We start from the raw sequence: 15,224 nt of genomic DNA, 5'->3' as shown, positions 1-15,224 counted from the left end.
CGCCCGTGACGACCGCCATCGTCCCGCTCGGCCGGTCGCCGCGCGTCCGGCCAGCGGAGGCTTCCGTGCCTACCCCGAGGGGGGCAGCGGGACCGTCCCGGTTACGCCGCCGGGAGTAGCCGGCCGTACACCGGGACGACGACCTGGGACGGCGACGCGTGGACGATCTCCCGACCCCTACGATGAGCTGTCATTGGCGACATAACGAATTCGCCTGCGCGTTTGTGGAGGAAACCAGTGCCAGCGCCGATCCTTCGCCCCCGCGGCGAGGCAGCCCGGGTCATGCCGGTCGAGCTGTTCTTCGATCTTGTGTACGTGTTCGCCATCACCCAGCTGTCCCACCTGCTCCTCAACCACCTCGACGCGGCCGGGGCGGCGCAGACGCTGCTGCTGACGCTGGCCGTGTGGTGGGCCTGGATGTACACCACCTGGACCACGAACTACTGCGACCCCGACCACCCGGTCCTGCGGCTGACACTGACCGGGGCCATGCTGGCCGGGCTGGTCATGGCGGCGGCGCTGCCGCAGGCGTTCGGCCCGCGGGCCTGGTGGTTCGCCGGCGCGTACGTGGCGCTCCAGGTGGGGCGGACGATCGTGGTGACGGTGGCGGCCCGCGCGTTCCCGATCGGGCGGACGTTCCGGCTGGTCCTGGCCTACCACGCGGTCAGCGCGGTGCTCTGGATCGCGGGCGCCGCGCTCGGCGGGACGGCCCAGGCGGTTCTGTGGACGGCCGCCCTGCTCGTGGAGTACGCGGCGCCGTGGCTCGGCTATCGCATGCCGATCCTCGGCGCCGTGACGCCTGCCGACTGGACGATCGACGGCGCCCACATGGCCGAGCGCTGTCAGCTCTTCGTCATCATCGCGCTGGGCGAGTCGGTGCTGGTGACCGGGGTGACGCTGGCCGAGCATCCGCACCTGGACGCCGCCACGGTCGCCGCGTTCACCGTCGCGTTCCTGGCCAGCGTGGCGACGTGGTGGGTGTACTTCCACCAGACCGCCGAGAAGGCGGCCGAGGCCACCGCCCGGTCCAGCGACACCGGGCGGCTCGGCAGGTCCGCGTACACCTACATCCACATCCCCATGGTCGCCGGGATCATCGTGGCGGCCGTGGGCGACGAGCTGGTGATCGCGCACCCGCTCGACGGGATCTCCGCCGGCACGGCCCTGACGGTGCTGGGCGGTCCGGCGCTGTTCCTGGCGGGGCACGCGCTGTTCCAGAAGGCCGTGTTCGGGCGGGTGCCGGCCAACCGCGTCGCCGGGATCGGCGTCCTGGCGGCGGCCGGGCTGCTCGTGGCGCTCGCGCCCGGTCTCGTGCCGCCGCTGGTGCTGGCGGTCGTCGCCGCGCTGGTCCTCGCCGCGGTCGCCGCGACCGACATCGTCCGCGGCCGGTCCCGCGCCACGGCCGGCCTCGCCTCCTGAACCCCGGCCCGCCGCCGGCCGGCTCCTGACTCCCCGGCGGTCAGACCGGCTCGCCGGCGACTCCCGAGCGCCCCGCGGGGACGCCCACGAGCAGCACGGTCGCGCGTGGCCGCACGGACTCACCGAAGACTTCCGTAAGGGCGTCGGTGATGGCGGCGATCAGCCGGGCGGGGACGTCGCCGAGCCCGGGAACGGTGAACGCCCCCTCGCGGAGGTTCAGCGTCACGACCGGCGCCGTCTCCTCGGCCGGCTCGCCGCCGATCCCCCAGCGGCGCTGCGGGATGCCGAACAGGTCCACGACGGCCAGCGACCGCAGCCGCTCGCCGAACACGGCACCGACCGCGTCGGTCAGCGCCCGGATGAGCTTGGGCTCCACGTCACCGTCGAGCGCCTCCTCGCGGATCTGCACGTGGAAGTGCGGCATGGTAGGTCTCCATTCATCGAGTACGACCTAAAGCTTTGAACACAAAGCATATTTGAATCCAAAGCTAAAAGAGGGGATCTGCCATGTCAACCGACGGACGGCGCCGGCAGGGCGGCGAGGAGGCGCCGGGGCCCGGGGTCGACGACGCCATCCGGGCGATGTTGCTGCTCATGCCGCGCATGGTGGGGCGCGCCAAGCGGATCCAGGTCCCCGAGGAGCTGCGGTCGCTCGCGCTGGCGCCGCGGCACCTCTCGTTGCTGTCGTACCTGCTGTTCGACGGGCCCATGACCGTGAACGACCTGGCCGCGCGCCTGGAGGTCGCTCCGACGACCGTCAGCCTCATGGTGGGCGAGCTGAGCCGCAAGGGCGTCCTGGAGCGACGCGAGGACGAGGCCGACCGGCGCCGCCGCATCGTCAGCATCACCGACGCCCGGCGGCCCGCCATCGCCGGCTGGCTGGCACCGGGAGCTGCGGCCTGGCGGCACGCCCTCGAACCCCTGACGCCCGCCGAGCGACGCCTGTTCATCGACACCCTGCGCGCGTACGAGGCGGCGATCGCCGACGACGACCGCGATCCCGCCTAGAAGATCACTGATCGCCGCCATCCGGCGGGTGATCCGCCACGGGCCCGGCGCCGCGCAGGTCGCCGCCGACTGTTGCACCGCCCATGACTACGGCGATCCGGGCAAGCCACGCATCGCCTGGGACGATGAGCAAGCCCGAGCCGGTCATCCTCGCCTCGGCCAAGCCGGCCGCCGAGCAGCCCTTGGACGACCAAGCCGCCACTGCGGTGGGCCTGCTGGCTTTGGTCGCCGGCCAGGACGTGGAACCGGCCGAGGACTCCGACGGCCGGGACGGACGCTGGCGCACCGTCCCCGAGCGGATGATTTCCCGCCGTCGACCCCGAGTCGGGGCATGTGCACGCTCGCCCCGAGCCCGGTGGCGTGGTCGGCGAGCGCCGCCAGGCACAGTGCTGCCAGGACAGGAACGCGGGGTCACGTCCGCCTGCGGTTGCTCCCGGTGAAGTGGTTACGCGCGGCGATGTGGGCGGCGATGGCACCGACGCCGGGCGTAGTGCTCCAGGTGGCGGGTGAGGGTCCGGCGTGGAGGGTGCTCGGCGAGGGTGAGCGGGCTGTCCGGTGGCCCACATCGCCTCCGCCAGGTCGTACGTCTCCTCGCCGGCGTCAGGCGATCTTGGGGGTGGCGCGCATGCCGACGTACACGCAGGCCGTGCCGTCCGCCAGGGTGGAGAAGACGACGGGCATGTAGTCCTCGCTGAAGGACGGGCCCGCCCCCGTGGCCGCGAAGACGGTCTGGGTCACCGGGATCAGCTCCATGTCCAGGGGCGGGGACATGTCCTTCATGTCGTCCACGAACTCGTAACGCATGCGCAGGCCGTCACCGTCGTCATCACCGGCGCCTCCGCTGCCCGATCACCATCCGCGCCGCGGCGGGCCGGTCGGGCTCCGGCCCCGAGGGGCGGCGGTCCGTCAGGCCCACGAGGAGCCCGCCCTGGACCGCCGTACACGATGCGGTGCCCGCGAGCAGACCGGCGGCGAGTCCGGTCGCGAGCAGAGCGGCCGCCTGCACGCTCAGCGGGCGGGGGCGGCGAAGAAGGCGAGGGCGCGGGGCGCGGCCGGGTCCGCGGCGTGCGGAGCGCGGTGCGCCGGCCGGGCATGGGATCGGGTGGGCTGCCGCATTCTCGTCCCCCCACTGTCGGCGGCGCCGCCACGGCGCCGCTCTACCGGCAACCTAACGTGGCGTCCCGGATGCGGCCAGTGACACTTATGTCCCCCCGGTCCCGGTCTCGTCCTTCGCGCCGCCGCCGCGGCGGCGGGGGAGGCGCACGGTGAGCAGCTTGGCGCGCGGCGCCACCCGTTCGGCCAGCGCGAACAGCGCCTCGGTGCGCGACCGGTCGGCGTCGAGGTGGGTGAAGAGGTTGACGCCCAGGTAGAACGTGATCGACGCGTACGCCAGGTCGCGCGGCGGCAGCAGCTTGGCCAGCGGGGAGCCGCCGATGACCCGCTCCAGGCTGCGCTCGACGAACGCGATCCACGGCTCCGACCGCCTGACGATCTCCTCGCGCAGCTCGGGCCGGGCGATGCTGGCCCCCACCAGCTCCGAGAACAGCGTGATGTGGCCGCCCTCCAGGTCGGCCCGGTAGATCTCGGTGGCGACCGCCACGAGCTCCTCCAGCGTGCGGACGCCGGCCACGGCGGCCTCGTAGGCGGCCATCCGTTGCCGGGAGGACCGGTCGAGCGCCGCGAGCAGCAGCGGGTCCACGCCGCCGAAGTGGTAGAAGACCAGCGCCGAGTTGACGCCCGCGGCCTTGGCGATGGTGCGGGCGCTGGTGCCGGCGTAGCCCTCCGTGCGCAGTGTCTCCGCGGCGGCCTCGATGAGCCGCTCCCGCGTCTCCGCCCCTGCCTGCTTCGTCATGCGCCTTCCCTCTTGCACGTTCCGTCGGGCTCATCATACGGTTTAATCACTTGATTAAACCGATCGCTCAAGGAGTGGCCGATGTCCGCCGAGCCGGATCCCGTTCATCAGCGCAGGTCGCGACGCGTGCTGGCCGGCGTGCTCGCGGCCCTGTTCGCCGCGTTCCTCGCCTACCGGGTGCTGCACCCCGGCCACCTGGAGCAGACGGCGGTGTTCTACGTGGGCATCCCCGCCGTCATCGCGATCACGGTGGCGCTCGCGGCCCGGCCGAAGAGCGCGACCGGGCTGATCATGGCGGTGATCACCATCGGGCTGGCCGTCTCCGGGCCGTTACTGGGCGAGGGGATCGTCTGCCTGGTGTTCGCCGCGCCGCTGTTCTACCTGGTCGGGCTCTTCGTCGGGCTGCTCGTCGACTGGGGCCGCCGGCGGGGCACCGGGGTGAACCTGCTGGTGGCGCCGTTGCTGCTGGCCGTGGTCAGCGAGGGCGCCACGGGGGCCACCTCGCTGCCCAGGGAGAACGTGGTCAGCGCCACCCGCGCCACCGGCGGCGCGGACGTCGAGGCGGCGCTGGCGGCGGCGCCGGTGTTCCGGGGGGTGGAGTCGGCGTTCCTGCGCCTCGGCTTCCCCCGCCCGCTCACGGCCGAGGGGCAAGGGCTCCAGGTGGGCGCGACGCGGCGGGTGACCTTCACGCCGCGCCGGTCGCTCGGCATCGGCGCCGCCCTGGAGCCGCGCTCGATGACGCTGCGGGTCAAGGAGCGGGCCGCCGGCGTGGTGGTGTTCGACGTGGTGGCGGACAGCACGCTGGCGCGGTGGCTGGAGCTGGAGGAGGCCCGGTTCGCGTGGACGCGCTCGGACCTGACCGTGTCGCTGCGCTACCGGCGGACCTTCGACCCGGCCTGGTACTTCGGTCCCCTCCAGCGATACGGACTGGGCGAGGCGGCCGGCTACCTGGCCGAGACGTTCACGCGATGAGCGCCGCGCTGATCAGGGCGGTCGCGCTCATGGGCCCGGTCCTGGCCGTGGCGGCCGTCGTCGCCGTGCGGCGCCCCGAGGAGCCGCGGATCGCCGGCGCGCTCCTCGCCACCGGCTGGAACGTGCTCGCGCTGAGCGGCGTCAACGCGCTGGCCCTCCACCTCGGCTGGTGGAGCTTCCACGCGGAGGGCGCCGTGGCGCTGGGCGTGCCGGTCGACCTGCTGCTCGGGTGGGCGCTGCTGTGGGGCGCGGTGCCGGCCCTGGCGGTGCCCGGGGCGCCCGTGCCGCTCACCGCCGCCGTTCTGGCCTGGCTCGACCTGGCGCTGATGCCCATGGCCGGGCCGGTGCTGGTGCTCGGGCCGGACTGGCTGCTGGGGGAGTCGGCCGCGGTCGCCTGCGCGCTGGTGCCGGGGCTGCTGGTGGCCCGCTGGACGTGGACGAGCCGCCGGCTGCGGGCCCGGGCGGCGGCCCAGGTGGTGCTCGCGGGCGGGCTCGGGGTGGTGCTGCCGCTGCTGCTGACGGGGGCGTGGCGGCAGCCCGCCTGGGCGCTCGCCCTGCTGGCCCAGGCCATGGCGGTGCCGGGCCTGCTCGGGCTGGCCGCGGTGCGCGAGTTCGCGGTCTCCGGCCGGGGCACGCCACTGCCGTACGATCCGCCGCGGCGGCTGGTGACCGGCGGGCCGTACGCGTACGTGCGCAACCCGATGCAGACCGCCATGACCGGCGGCTACCTGCTGCTGGCCACCCTCGACGTGGCCTTCCTCGGCGCGGCGGCGATCGCGTTCGCGTACGGCGCGGGGCTGGCCGCCTGGCACGAGGGCGAGCAGCTCGACGCGCGGTTCGGCGAGGAGTGGCGGGCGTACCGCCGGGCGGTCCGGCCGTGGCTGCCCCGCTTCCGGCCGGCCGCGCCGCCGGCGGCGGTCGTCCACGTGGCCGCGACGTGCGGGCAGTGCGCGCCGGTCGGGCGGTGGCTCGCCCGCCGGACGCCCGTCGCGCTGGCGGTCGCCGCCGCCGAGGACCATCCGCGCGGGCTGCGCCGGATCACCTACGAGCGGGCCGACGGCGTCACGGCGGAGGGGGTGCGAGCGCTCGCGTCGGCGCTCACCCACATCCACCTGGGCTGGGCGCTGGCCGGATGGCTGCTCGGGCTGCCGGGCGTCGCCTGGTTCGCCCAGCTCTGCGTGGACGCCCTCGGCGGCGGCCCCCGCACCCTCACCCAGGAGCGACGGCTCTACGAGCCTCGATGAGGAACCTGCTGGAGTGGGCCACGAACGGGCCCTCGGCCTCGATGCGCTCGTGCAGGTCGCGCAGCCGCGCGCGGTGGCGGGCGACCGTGAAGCCGGGCACGATCCAGATCACCTTGCGCAGGAAGTAGACCACCGCGCCGACGTCCCGGAACTCCATCCGCAGCCGCTCGGCCCTGAGGTCGACGACGGTGAGCCCGGCCGCCTCGGCCTCCGCCCTGGCCCGTTCCGGGTCGCGGCCGGAGCCGTCCAGCGGGCCGAGGAAGAACTCGGCCAGCTCGAACACCGTGCGCGGGCCCACCTGCTGCGAGAAGTACGCGCCGCCGGGCCGCAGCACGCGGGCGATCTCCGCCCACCACGTCCGCACCGGATGGCGGCTCGTCACCAGGTCGAAGACACCGGTTCGGAACGGCAGGCGCGGCTCCTCGTCGTCGGCCACCACCGCCGCGCCCCGCTCGCGCAGCCGGGCGGCGGCCAGCCGGAGGTTCGGCGGCCAGGACTCGGTGGCGACCGTCACGGGCGGCAGCACGGGCAGCCCCGCCAGGATCTCGCCACCGCCCGTCTGGATGTCGAGCGCCGCCGCCGCCCGCGCCATGCGCTCGGCGAGCAGCCGCGAGTAGCCCCAGGAGGGGCGCTCCTCACTCGCGCGGCCGTCGAGCCAGGAGAAGTCCCAGCCGTCGACCGGCGCCGCCTCCGCCTCGGCCACCAGATCATCGAACGAGCGTCCCATCCACGCAGCCTCTCAACCCCCCGGCCCGCACCTCAACCGCTTTTGCCCGCGTACGGCCGAGGGGCGATGCAACACGAAACCCCGCCTGGCTGATCCGTCACCGCACCCCACGAGCACTCAAACCTTCGTCAGCAGGCTCTTACTGATGCGTCCCCGTACAGGCTGTCCAGGTCGAGCAGATGGACCCGTTCCGAGGCGGCGGCCCCGCGCAGGTCGGGCGAGAAGCCGTTGCGTGAGAACAGCACGAACCGCGTCTCCGCGGCGTTCCAGCCGGCCGCGGTCAGGAGATCGCGGATGTGCTCCAGCCGCAGGAGATCTCCGAGCGTGCGCTGCCTGGCCGTGCACTTGGCCTCGCCGAGCACCGTGATCCGGCCTCCTCGCGCGCGTGCCACGGCTGAGCGGCTGAGCGCGATGACGTCCACCTCGTGGCCGCGGTGCTCGCGGCAGGCCACCTCGGTCGTGCCCACCTGGCCGACGTCGTCCAGTCCCGCCTCGGCGCCGTGCCGCCGAACCCAGGAGCGCGCGATCTCCTCGAAGTGCGGCCCGAGAATCTTGTCCGAGAACGTCTTCCTGGACCGCTCCCACGCGGGGCGCGCGTGGCGCAGCTCCATGTCGATCAGGTTGGGCTGGACGATGAGGTTGTGGAAGCGGACCGCGGGGTCGGCGACGGTGATGACCGGCTGGCGTTGCAGGAGGAGGTCCTGGCCGTAGGAGATGAAAGCGGCATCTCTCATGATGTTCAGGTGGTACGTCAGGGCCTTGGCATCCATCCCCACCAGCCCCCCGATCTGCGTCGGGGACGAGGCGCCGCCGGAGACCGCCTGCCAGATCGCGTGAGAGATGGCGCGGTCCCCGATGCGGGGATCCTCGGCGAGCAGGTAGTCCGGCTCGGTGAACAGGATGTGCGACGGGTTGAGCACGGTCCGCTCCAGCCAGCGGAAGAACGCCTCCGCCCCCGTTCCGGGAGCATCGCCCACGATGTCGCGGTAGCCCGGAGCCCCGCCCAGCACGGCGTCCACCAGGAAGGCGGTTCCGGGCTCCGCCTCCCAGTAGTCAGCCGCGTCCCGGAAGCCGAACGGACCGATCCGCAGATCGAGCACCGCACGTCCCCGTAGAGCCTGGTCCCCGGCGAGGAGCGTGGACATCACGGAGATGGCCGGGCCGCACAGGATGAGCTTGGCCGGGGGGTGCCCCTTGCGCGGGCCGCGCCGGTCGTACAGCGCCTGGATCGCGGACGGCAACTCGGGAGAGTGGTCCACCAGGTAGGGGAACTCGTCCAGCACCAGTAGCGGGGGGCCGTCCTGAGCTCCGCGTGAGAGCACCTCCACCGCCGTGTCGAGCGCCTGCACCCAGTCGGAGAAGACACCGAGGCGGTATCCGACGGTCTGCGCGAGGGATTCGGTGAACCGGGCCAGAGCCATCGTCCTGCTCTGCCTGAGGGCCAGCGTGTGGAGGCCGCCGACCGCTTCGCACAGATGCTCCAGCAGGAAGGACTTCCCGTGGCGGCGCCGGCCCCGTACCACGCCGATCTGGAGCCCCGGCGTGGGGTCGGTCGCGAAACGAGTGAGGTCGTCCCACTCGTGAGTGCGGCCGAACACCGCGTCCGGCTTGGTGATGCTCACCCCCACCTGCTAATCAAAATCCCGTTAGCCTAACTGGGTTTGGGCTGACTGTCAGATCCAGCCCGGTCGGACCAGGCCCGACTCGTACGCGATGACCACGAGCTGGGCCCGGTCGCGGGCGCCGAGTTTCATCATGGCGCGGCTCACGTGGGTCTTGGCCGTGGCCGGGGACATGAACAGCTTGGCCGCGATCTCGTCGTTGGTCATGCCGGTCCCCACCAGTGCCAGCACCTCGCGCTCCCGGTCCGTGAGCTGGCTCAGCCGCTCCGTCGCCATCGGCTCCTTGGCGCGCGAGGCGTACTCCGCGATGAGACGCCGCGTCACGCTGGGCGACAGCAGGGCCTCGCCCGCCGCCACCACCCGGACCGCCTGGATGAGCTCCGCCGGCTCCGTGTCCTTGACGAGGAAGCCGCTGGCGCCGCCGCGCAGCGCCTCGAAGACGTACTCGTCCAGCTCGAACGTCGTCAGGATGATGACGCGCGGCCCCTCCGGCATCTGCCGGGTGGCGGTCAGCCCGTCGGTGCCGGGCATGCGGATGTCCATGAGCACCACGTCGGGCCGGTGCTCGGCCGAGAGCCGCACCGCCTCCGCGCCGTCGGCTGCCTCGGCCACCACGGTCATGTCGGGCTGGGCGTCCAGCAGCGCGCGGAAGCCGGCGCGCACCAGCGCCTGGTCGTCGGCCAGCAGCAGGCGGATCATCACGTGTCCTCAGAGGGTGTCGGGCCGGGGAGCGGGGGGACGGGGAGGCGGGCGGAGACCTGGAAGCCGGTGCCGGACGGGCCGGCGACCAGGGTCCCGCCCAGGGCGGAGGCGCGCTCGCGCATGCCGGGGATGCCGTTGCCGCTGCCGTGGGCCGACAGCACCGGGGCCGTCGTCGCGCCGGTGTCGGTGACCGTGAGCGCCAGCTCGCTCTCGCCGTACTCCAGCCGGACCGTCACCCGCGCGCCGGGAGCGTGCCGCGCGGCGTTGGTGAGCGACTCCTGCACGATCCGGTACGCCGCCCGATCCACCTGCGGCGGCAGCGGCCGGGCCCCCTCGCGGCGCACCGTGACGTCGAGCCCGCAGCGCCCGGCCAGCTCGTCGATCCGGTCGAGCCCGGCCGTGGGGGAGCGCGGCGCGCCCTCGCGCAGCACGTTGAGCACGGAGCGCAGCTCGCCGAGCACCTCCTTGGAGGCGGTCTTGATCGTGGCCAGCGCGGTGCGGGCCTGGTCGGGGTTGTCGTCGATGAGGTGCAGCGCGGTCGACGCCTGCACGTGGATGAGCGAGATGTTGTGCGCCAGCACGTCGTGCAGCTCCTGCGCCATGGTCAGGCGCTCCTCGCTGGCCTGCCGCCTGGCCTCCTCCTCGGCCGCGCGCTGCTGCTGGGCGCGGCGTTCGCGCACGATGCCCACCAGCTCGGCGACCACCATGACGAGCAGGATGAACGCGGTGATGGCCAGGTCGTGGAAGAGGCCCGGCCAGCGGGCGGGGCCCAGGTGCCCGTACGCCAGGAACACCACCAGTGTGATCGCGGCCAGGGTCCACGCCGCCGGCCGCCGTCCGCGCAGGACCAGGGTGAACAGGACGATCGTCGGCGCCAGGTAGACGGGGCCGAGCGGGTAGTCGAGCCACGTGTACGCGTAGGTCGCGACCAGGACGACGACGGACGACGGGACGAGGAACCTGCGGTGCACCACCAGCGCCGCCGGCCCCGCCAGCAGCAGCGCGTACGCCAGCGCGTCCAGCGGTTTTCTGGTCTCCATCTGCCCGTACGCCGCCCCCTGTGACATCACCACCTGGGCCACCGCGACGACGAGCCCGAGCAAGGGGGCGTATTCGGACGACTTGCGCACGGGATCCACGCTAGGGCAGCCGGTCCGCCGCCCGCGTCCGTCCACCGGGGGAGGGGGCCCTACCGCGACGGGCGTACCTGGGCCATCGTGGAGAGCATGCGCCGTGTGATAGCTCCAGCAGCAGCGATCGTCATCACGCTGGTCACTGCCGTGCCCGCGCTGGCCACCGCAACTCCGACCATCGACTCCAGAGCCACCTCCACAGCCCCCCGCAAGACGCCCGTCGCCGAGGGGTACGGCGGGGCCGTCTCCACCGTCGACCTCGACGCGAGCCGAGCCGCCATCGCCGTGCTCAAGAAGGGCGGCAACGCCGTCGACGCGGCCGTGGCGGCCGGCGCCGTGCTCGGCGTCACCGAGCCGTACTCCGCCGGCCTGACGGGCGGCGGCTTCATCGTGTTCTACGACGCCGAGCACCACAAGGTGCACACCATCGACGGCCGCGAGACCGCGCCCAGGGCCATGACCCCGACGACGTTCGAGGGCATCCCCTTCGAGGAGGGCGTCACGAGCGGCCTGTCGGCGGGCGTGCCCGGCGCGGTCGCCCAGTGGGACCTGGCGCTGCGCCGGTTCGGCACGATCTCGCTCAAGCAGGCGCTCAAGCCGGCCATCGAGGTGGCGTCCCAGGGCTTCGTCGTCGACCAGACGTTCTTCGACCAGACCCAGGCCAACCTGGCCAGGTTCAAGGACATCACCTCCACCGCCGCCCTCTACCTGCCGAACGGCGCGCCACCGCCCGTCGGCTCCGTCTTCAGGAACCCGGACCTGGCCGCCACCTACCGTGAGCTGGGCAGACGCGGCCCCGACTGGCTGTACGGCGGGCAGCTCGGCAAGGAGGTCGTCGCCACCGTCAAGCAGCCGCCCGTCGCCTCCGGGGTCACCCGCAAGGTCCGCCCCGGCCTGATGGAGCTGTCGGACCTGCGGGACTACCGGGCGCTGCTGCGCGAGCCGACGCGCGTGGACTTCAGGGGCCTGCGCGTGTACGGCATGGCACCCCCCTCCTCCGGCGGCTCGACCGTGGGCGAGGCGCTCAACGTCGTGGACGCGCTGCCGGACACCGGCCTGCACGAGTACCTGGAGGCGTCCCGGCTCGCCTTCGCCGACCGCAACAAGTACGTCGGCGACATCCCCGGAGTGCCGCTGAAGCAGCTGCTGTCCGACGGCTTCGCCAAGGAGCGCGCCTGCCTCGTCGGCTCGCTGGCGATGACCTCGCCGGTCGCCCCCGGCGCCCCGGACGGCGACTACCAGGCGTGCGCGAGCCCCGAAGGCACGTCCACGCCGACCGCCGCCGAGGGGCCGGAGACCACGCACCTGGTCGTGGCCGACCGCTGGGGCAACGTCGTCGCCTACAACCTGACGATCGAGTCCACCGGCGGCAACGGCATCGTGGTGCCGGGCCGGGGCGTGCTGCTCAACAACGAGCTGACCGACTTCACCTTCGGCCCCGCCCCCGGCGACCCCAACCTGCCCGGCCCGGGCAAGCGCCCGCGCTCGTCGATGGCGCCCACGATCGTGTTCGACGACGGCGAGCCGATCATGGCGGTGGGCTCGCCCGGCGGCGCGACGATCATCACGACCGTGCTGCAGATCCTGCTCAACCGGTACGTGTGGGGGATGAGCCTGCCCGAGGCCGTGGCCGCGCCCCGCGCCTCGCAGCGCAACACCGCGCAGACGCAGGCCGAGCCCGCCTTCCTGCAAGCCCACCAAAGCGAGCTGGAGGCCCGCAGGCACAGCTTCGCGAGCGTGGCCGAGATCGGCGCGGCGACCGCGCTGGAGTTCACCGGGAAGGGCAGGGTGAAGGCGGTGGCCGAGCCGGTCAGGCGGGGCGGTGGCAGCGCCCTGGTCGTCCGGCCGGCCGACTAGCGGATCAGCTCGCGGGCGCGGGGGGATCACCTTCCGCGCCCGGGGCTCGAAGCCGCCTGCCCCCCATCCTGTCGCCGCCGGCCGGCGAAGTGCTCGCGGGCGCGCGAAAAGCGCCGAGGGCCGTCGTCGTCGGCCGGCCGTCGGCGCCGTGCGGGAGAGCCGCCGGGCTAGCGCAGGAGCAGGAAGGCGGCGACGCCGATGACCACGATGGCCGCGACCACCGCGATGATGGGTACGAGAGGGGACTTCTTGGGCGCGGGGGCGGCCTCCTGCTCGGAGCGCTGCGCGAAGGCACGGAACTGCTGCGTGGTGCCCGCCGGGTCGATGGGCTGCTGGTGCTGCTCAGACATGGGCAGCAGCCTAGCGGGATCACCTGCGGCATTTTGCGCCTTTTACGTGATCGGTAGGCAGCCTGAGTACGGGACCGGTCCCATCGCCGGATAGCGTTGAAGCATGCTCAGGACCGTGCTCTCGCCCCGCATGCTGGGGCTCCACCTGTTGACGGTGGCGGTCCTCGTGTCCTTCATCCTGCTCGGCCGCTGGCAGCTCGGGGTCTTCCAGGAGTCCGGCAAGCCGCACGTCGCCAACGACCCCGCCCCCGTCTCCGTCACCACGCTCGCCCGGGTCGGCGCGCAGATGGACGGCATGTCGGCCGGTCGGCGCGTCACCGCGACCGGCGTCTACGACGCCTCGCTCCAGCTTCTCGTCGTCGACCGCGAGCCCGACGTGGACGCGCCCGGCGGCAAGGTCTCCCGCGACCGGGGCTACTGGGTGCTCACGCCGCTCCGCCTCGACGACGGCACGCTGATGCCGGTCGTCCGCGGCTGGACGGCCCGGCCCGGCGGCCCGGCCATGGCCGTGCCGACCGGCCAGGTCACCGTGGCCGGCCGGCTCCGGCCGTCACAGGGCACCGACAGCGTGCAGAGCAGGCCCGACGAGCTGCCCGCGGGGCAGGTCGACACCGTGTCGACGGGCCAGCTCATCAACGTGTGGACCGGCCGTGAGCTCCGCGACGGCTTCCTGGTCGCCCAGCCCCCGTCGGGCGCGCTCACGCAGGTCAAGATCGCGCCGCCGGTCGTCGGCGGCACCCTCACGTGGCGCAACCTCGCCTACGCCGCCAACTGGTGGATCTTCGCCGGGTTCGCCGTGTTCATGTGGTTCCACTTCGTCCGCGACGCCGTGCGTACGGACCGGGAACACCGCAAGTCCCCTGAGATGGTTCTGGAAGGTTGAAACGGTGGAATCGGCTCTGAAGCCTTTCCGGGTGCTCGCCTACTGCGTCGGCGTGATGCTGCTCATCCTGTGCGCGGCCATGGTGCTGAGGTACGGGTTCGGCATCGAGGGCATCTCGAAGTTCGTGGCGCCCATCCACGGCTTCCTCTACATGATCTACCTGGTCGCGGTCATGAACCTGGGCATGAAGGCCCGGTGGGGCTGGCCGTACATGCTGGGGATCATGCTCGGCGGCACCGTGCCGTTCCTGTCGTTCTTCGTGGAACGGCGCGTCACCCACCGGGTGCACGCGCAGCTCGCCGCGGCTCCGGCGGCGGGGGCCTGAGACCCCCGCCGCCCGCGCCGGGCCGGCTCAGTGGCCGATGCCGCGCCTGCGGGCGCGCTTGAGCCTCTCCCGCTGCGAGGGGTCGAGCATCAGGTAGCCGACCACCGGGGCGGCCACCACGCCCAGGACGACCAGCAACGTGAGCCACCCCGGCAGGAAGATCAGCGAGAGCAGCACGGCGGCGCCGGCACCGATGGCGTACTTCTGGACTGGCGACATCCCCTACATCCTCCGAACGCGGAGCGCGCGCCCCGCCTCTTCCACATATTCTGCGTCGCCGGTCCAACGAGTGGGAGCGCATCGGGGTTCCGAATCGCGATGTATCGCAAATCGTTCGGACATCGTGCTCTACGGGGACCCGTCCACGGCCAGGCTCAGCAGCGTCTCGGCCGTCTCCTCGGCCGGGGGAGGCCCGGCCGGGTCCAGCATGGCGCGGATCAGCGACCGCAGCGGGTCGGTGCCCGGGGCCGGAGCCGCGCCCGGCGGCCTGCCCTCGACGGCGAAGTGCAACGTGGCCGCCAGCGACCACAGGTCGGCCGAGGGCCGCAGCTCCGGCTGCGGCAGCCCGAACCCCGTCAGCAGCGCCCGGCCGGTCGGCGTGAGCAGCACGTTGCCCGGATTGACCCGGCCGTGGACGATCCCCGCCGCGTGCGCCGCCGACAGCGCCGCCATCGCGCACACCCCGGCCCGGGCGGCCTGCGTCGCGGGCAGAGGGCCGCGCGCCATGACGGTCCGCTCCAGTGACGCCCCGGAGACGAACTCCATGACCACCCAGACCGCGTCGTGCTCGACGACTGCGTCCACGGTCGGCACGAGGCAGCCGTGCCGCAGGCCCGCGACCCGCCGGGCGTCGCGCACGGCCCGGTCCAGCAGTCCCGGCGGCACGCGCACCTCGCGGACGACGACGTCGCGGTGCGCCGGCTCGTCGAAGGCCAGCCGGACGGCGCCCCCGCCGAGGGGGTTCAGCAGCCGGTAGCGCCCCGCGAGCCTCGTGGTCTTCCCCATCCCGAGGTGGACGATAGCGGCCAGGCGGCGCCCCCGGCCATCATCCCGGTGAGCCGGGTATGAACAGCTGGGACCGCGCGGGGTGTCTGCACCGGATGTGCACGTTTCAGGGAGTGCTGTCTGCA

General features: G+C 73.2%; 17 protein-coding genes and 1 pseudogene. 8 read left to right on the top strand and 10 right to left on the bottom strand.

Features of this window, described 5'->3' with window-relative positions; all coding sequences use genetic code 11:
* Window positions 1-282: 282 nt before the first annotated feature.
* On the top strand, window positions 283-1,419 hold the full coding sequence (locus ABZS51_RS12155; RefSeq protein WP_355439038.1) for a low temperature requirement protein A: 1,137 nt from the start codon (window positions 283-285) through the stop codon (window positions 1,417-1,419).
* Between the two features lie 40 nt (window positions 1,420-1,459).
* Here ABZS51_RS12155 and ABZS51_RS12150 read toward each other — a convergent pair whose 3' ends face one another.
* Window positions 1,460-1,843, bottom strand: coding sequence for a hypothetical protein (locus tag ABZS51_RS12150; protein WP_355439035.1), 384 nt, complete (start codon window positions 1,841-1,843; stop codon window positions 1,460-1,462).
* Between the two features lie 83 nt (window positions 1,844-1,926).
* On the opposite strand from ABZS51_RS12150, the gene ABZS51_RS12145 reads away from it, so the two are divergent.
* Window positions 1,927-2,427 carry a MarR family winged helix-turn-helix transcriptional regulator gene (locus tag ABZS51_RS12145; RefSeq protein WP_310711342.1) on the top strand — a complete coding sequence of 167 codons (501 nt, stop codon included), beginning with the start codon at window positions 1,927-1,929 and terminating at the stop codon, window positions 2,425-2,427.
* 7 nt (window positions 2,428-2,434) lie between these two features.
* A pseudogene (locus ABZS51_RS12140) lies at window positions 2,435-2,735 on the top strand (IS5/IS1182 family transposase); the annotation flags it as partial.
* Window positions 2,736-3,027: 292 nt separating this feature from the next.
* On the opposite strand, the gene ABZS51_RS12135 reads toward ABZS51_RS12140, so the two are convergent.
* Together ABZS51_RS12135 and ABZS51_RS12130 are read right to left on the bottom strand one after the other, a co-directional pair.
* Entirely contained in the window at window positions 3,028-3,231 is a 204-nt protein-coding gene (locus tag ABZS51_RS12135; protein WP_355439032.1) for a hypothetical protein, read from the bottom strand.
* A gap of 397 nt (window positions 3,232-3,628) precedes the next feature.
* Window positions 3,629-4,279 carry a TetR family transcriptional regulator gene (locus ABZS51_RS12130; protein WP_355439029.1) on the bottom strand — a complete coding sequence of 217 codons (651 nt, stop codon included), beginning with the start codon at window positions 4,277-4,279 and terminating at the stop codon, window positions 3,629-3,631.
* 81 nt (window positions 4,280-4,360) lie between these two features.
* Here ABZS51_RS12130 and ABZS51_RS12125 point away from each other — a divergent pair, with 81 nt between their 5' ends.
* Together ABZS51_RS12125 and ABZS51_RS12120 are read left to right on the top strand one after the other, a co-directional pair.
* Window positions 4,361-5,251 (top strand): hypothetical protein, encoded by an 891-nt coding sequence (locus tag ABZS51_RS12125; protein ID WP_355439026.1) that lies wholly within the window; start codon window positions 4,361-4,363, stop codon window positions 5,249-5,251.
* Window positions 5,248-6,495 (top strand): isoprenylcysteine carboxylmethyltransferase family protein, encoded by a 1,248-nt coding sequence (locus tag ABZS51_RS12120; RefSeq protein WP_355439023.1) that lies wholly within the window; start codon window positions 5,248-5,250, stop codon window positions 6,493-6,495. Before ABZS51_RS12125 ends, ABZS51_RS12120 begins: the two co-directional genes overlap by 4 nt.
* On the opposite strand, the gene ABZS51_RS12115 is transcribed toward ABZS51_RS12120, so the two are convergent.
* The 4 genes from ABZS51_RS12115 to ABZS51_RS12100 form a co-directional block, all read right to left on the bottom strand.
* Window positions 6,461-7,222, bottom strand: a complete 762-nt coding sequence (locus tag ABZS51_RS12115; protein ID WP_355439019.1) for a class I SAM-dependent methyltransferase — start codon at window positions 7,220-7,222, stop codon at window positions 6,461-6,463. The two genes, ABZS51_RS12120 and ABZS51_RS12115, sit on opposite strands and share 35 nt — an antisense overlap.
* 128 nt (window positions 7,223-7,350) lie before the next feature.
* Window positions 7,351-8,844, bottom strand: a complete 1,494-nt coding sequence (locus ABZS51_RS12110; protein ID WP_355439016.1) for an ATP-binding protein — start codon at window positions 8,842-8,844, stop codon at window positions 7,351-7,353.
* 51 nt (window positions 8,845-8,895) lie between these two features.
* Window positions 8,896-9,543: a response regulator transcription factor gene (locus ABZS51_RS12105; protein ID WP_355439014.1), complete on the bottom strand. Its 648-nt coding sequence runs from the start codon at window positions 9,541-9,543 to the stop codon at window positions 8,896-8,898.
* Window positions 9,543-10,676, bottom strand: a complete 1,134-nt coding sequence (locus ABZS51_RS12100) for a histidine kinase (protein ID WP_355439012.1) — start codon at window positions 10,674-10,676, stop codon at window positions 9,543-9,545. The genes ABZS51_RS12105 and ABZS51_RS12100 overlap by 1 nt, the downstream gene beginning before the upstream one ends.
* Before the next feature lie 96 nt (window positions 10,677-10,772).
* On the opposite strand from ABZS51_RS12100, the gene ABZS51_RS12095 reads away from it, so the two are divergent.
* Window positions 10,773-12,536, top strand: coding sequence for a gamma-glutamyltransferase family protein (locus ABZS51_RS12095; protein WP_355439010.1), 1,764 nt, complete (start codon window positions 10,773-10,775; stop codon window positions 12,534-12,536).
* Between the two features lie 167 nt (window positions 12,537-12,703).
* On the opposite strand, the gene ABZS51_RS12090 is transcribed toward ABZS51_RS12095, so the two are convergent.
* A complete protein-coding gene (locus ABZS51_RS12090) occupies window positions 12,704-12,886 on the bottom strand; it encodes a hypothetical protein (protein WP_310709474.1) in 183 nt (60 codons plus the stop codon).
* A gap of 103 nt (window positions 12,887-12,989) precedes the next feature.
* Between ABZS51_RS12090 and ABZS51_RS12085 the strand changes: the two genes are divergently transcribed.
* Both ABZS51_RS12085 and ABZS51_RS12080 read left to right on the top strand, forming a co-directional pair.
* Window positions 12,990-13,769: an SURF1 family protein gene (locus tag ABZS51_RS12085; RefSeq protein WP_355439008.1), complete on the top strand. Its 780-nt coding sequence runs from the start codon at window positions 12,990-12,992 to the stop codon at window positions 13,767-13,769.
* Between the two features lie 4 nt (window positions 13,770-13,773).
* Window positions 13,774-14,094: a DUF3817 domain-containing protein gene (locus tag ABZS51_RS12080; RefSeq protein WP_355439006.1), complete on the top strand. Its 321-nt coding sequence runs from the start codon at window positions 13,774-13,776 to the stop codon at window positions 14,092-14,094.
* A 27-nt stretch (window positions 14,095-14,121) separates the two neighbouring features.
* On the opposite strand, the gene ABZS51_RS12075 is transcribed toward ABZS51_RS12080, so the two are convergent.
* Window positions 14,122-14,313 (bottom strand): hypothetical protein, encoded by a 192-nt coding sequence (locus tag ABZS51_RS12075; protein ID WP_310709471.1) that lies wholly within the window; start codon window positions 14,311-14,313, stop codon window positions 14,122-14,124.
* Window positions 14,314-14,442: 129 nt separating this feature from the next.
* Window positions 14,443-15,099, bottom strand: coding sequence for a protein kinase (locus tag ABZS51_RS12070; RefSeq protein WP_355439004.1), 657 nt, complete (start codon window positions 15,097-15,099; stop codon window positions 14,443-14,445).
* Window positions 15,100-15,224: the final 125 nt, after the last annotated feature.

It is taken from the genome of Nonomuraea sp. NPDC005501, assembly GCF_040605905.1.
GTDB lineage: Bacteria > Actinomycetota > Actinomycetes > Streptosporangiales > Streptosporangiaceae > Nonomuraea.
This window is presented reverse-complemented; position numbering and strand designations above follow the sequence as displayed.

What these genes read in the sequence shown, in the direction of transcription:
- ABZS51_RS12115 (WP_355439019.1), bottom strand. Translation starts at nt 7,222, where the DNA reads ATGGGACGCTCGTTCGATGATCTGGTGGCCGAGGCGGAGGCGGCGCCG.
- ABZS51_RS12125 (WP_355439026.1), top strand. Translation starts at nt 4,361, where the DNA reads ATGTCCGCCGAGCCGGATCCCGTTCATCAGCGCAGGTCGCGACGCGTG.
- ABZS51_RS12095 (WP_355439010.1), top strand. Translation starts at nt 10,773, where the DNA reads ATGCGCCGTGTGATAGCTCCAGCAGCAGCGATCGTCATCACGCTGGTC.
- ABZS51_RS12120 (WP_355439023.1), top strand. Translation starts at nt 5,248, where the DNA reads ATGAGCGCCGCGCTGATCAGGGCGGTCGCGCTCATGGGCCCGGTCCTG.
- ABZS51_RS12155 (WP_355439038.1), top strand. Translation starts at nt 283, where the DNA reads ATGCCGGTCGAGCTGTTCTTCGATCTTGTGTACGTGTTCGCCATCACC.
- ABZS51_RS12135 (WP_355439032.1), bottom strand. Translation starts at nt 3,231, where the DNA reads ATGCGTTACGAGTTCGTGGACGACATGAAGGACATGTCCCCGCCCCTG.
- ABZS51_RS12150 (WP_355439035.1), bottom strand. Translation starts at nt 1,843, where the DNA reads ATGCCGCACTTCCACGTGCAGATCCGCGAGGAGGCGCTCGACGGTGAC.
- ABZS51_RS12105 (WP_355439014.1), bottom strand. Translation starts at nt 9,543, where the DNA reads ATGATCCGCCTGCTGCTGGCCGACGACCAGGCGCTGGTGCGCGCCGGC.
- ABZS51_RS12070 (WP_355439004.1), bottom strand. Translation starts at nt 15,099, where the DNA reads ATGGGGAAGACCACGAGGCTCGCGGGGCGCTACCGGCTGCTGAACCCC.
- ABZS51_RS12145 (WP_310711342.1), top strand. Translation starts at nt 1,927, where the DNA reads ATGTCAACCGACGGACGGCGCCGGCAGGGCGGCGAGGAGGCGCCGGGG.
- ABZS51_RS12075 (WP_310709471.1), bottom strand. Translation starts at nt 14,313, where the DNA reads ATGTCGCCAGTCCAGAAGTACGCCATCGGTGCCGGCGCCGCCGTGCTG.
- ABZS51_RS12085 (WP_355439008.1), top strand. Translation starts at nt 12,990, where the DNA reads ATGCTCAGGACCGTGCTCTCGCCCCGCATGCTGGGGCTCCACCTGTTG.
- ABZS51_RS12130 (WP_355439029.1), bottom strand. Translation starts at nt 4,279, where the DNA reads ATGACGAAGCAGGCAGGGGCGGAGACGCGGGAGCGGCTCATCGAGGCC.
- ABZS51_RS12090 (WP_310709474.1), bottom strand. Translation starts at nt 12,886, where the DNA reads ATGTCTGAGCAGCACCAGCAGCCCATCGACCCGGCGGGCACCACGCAG.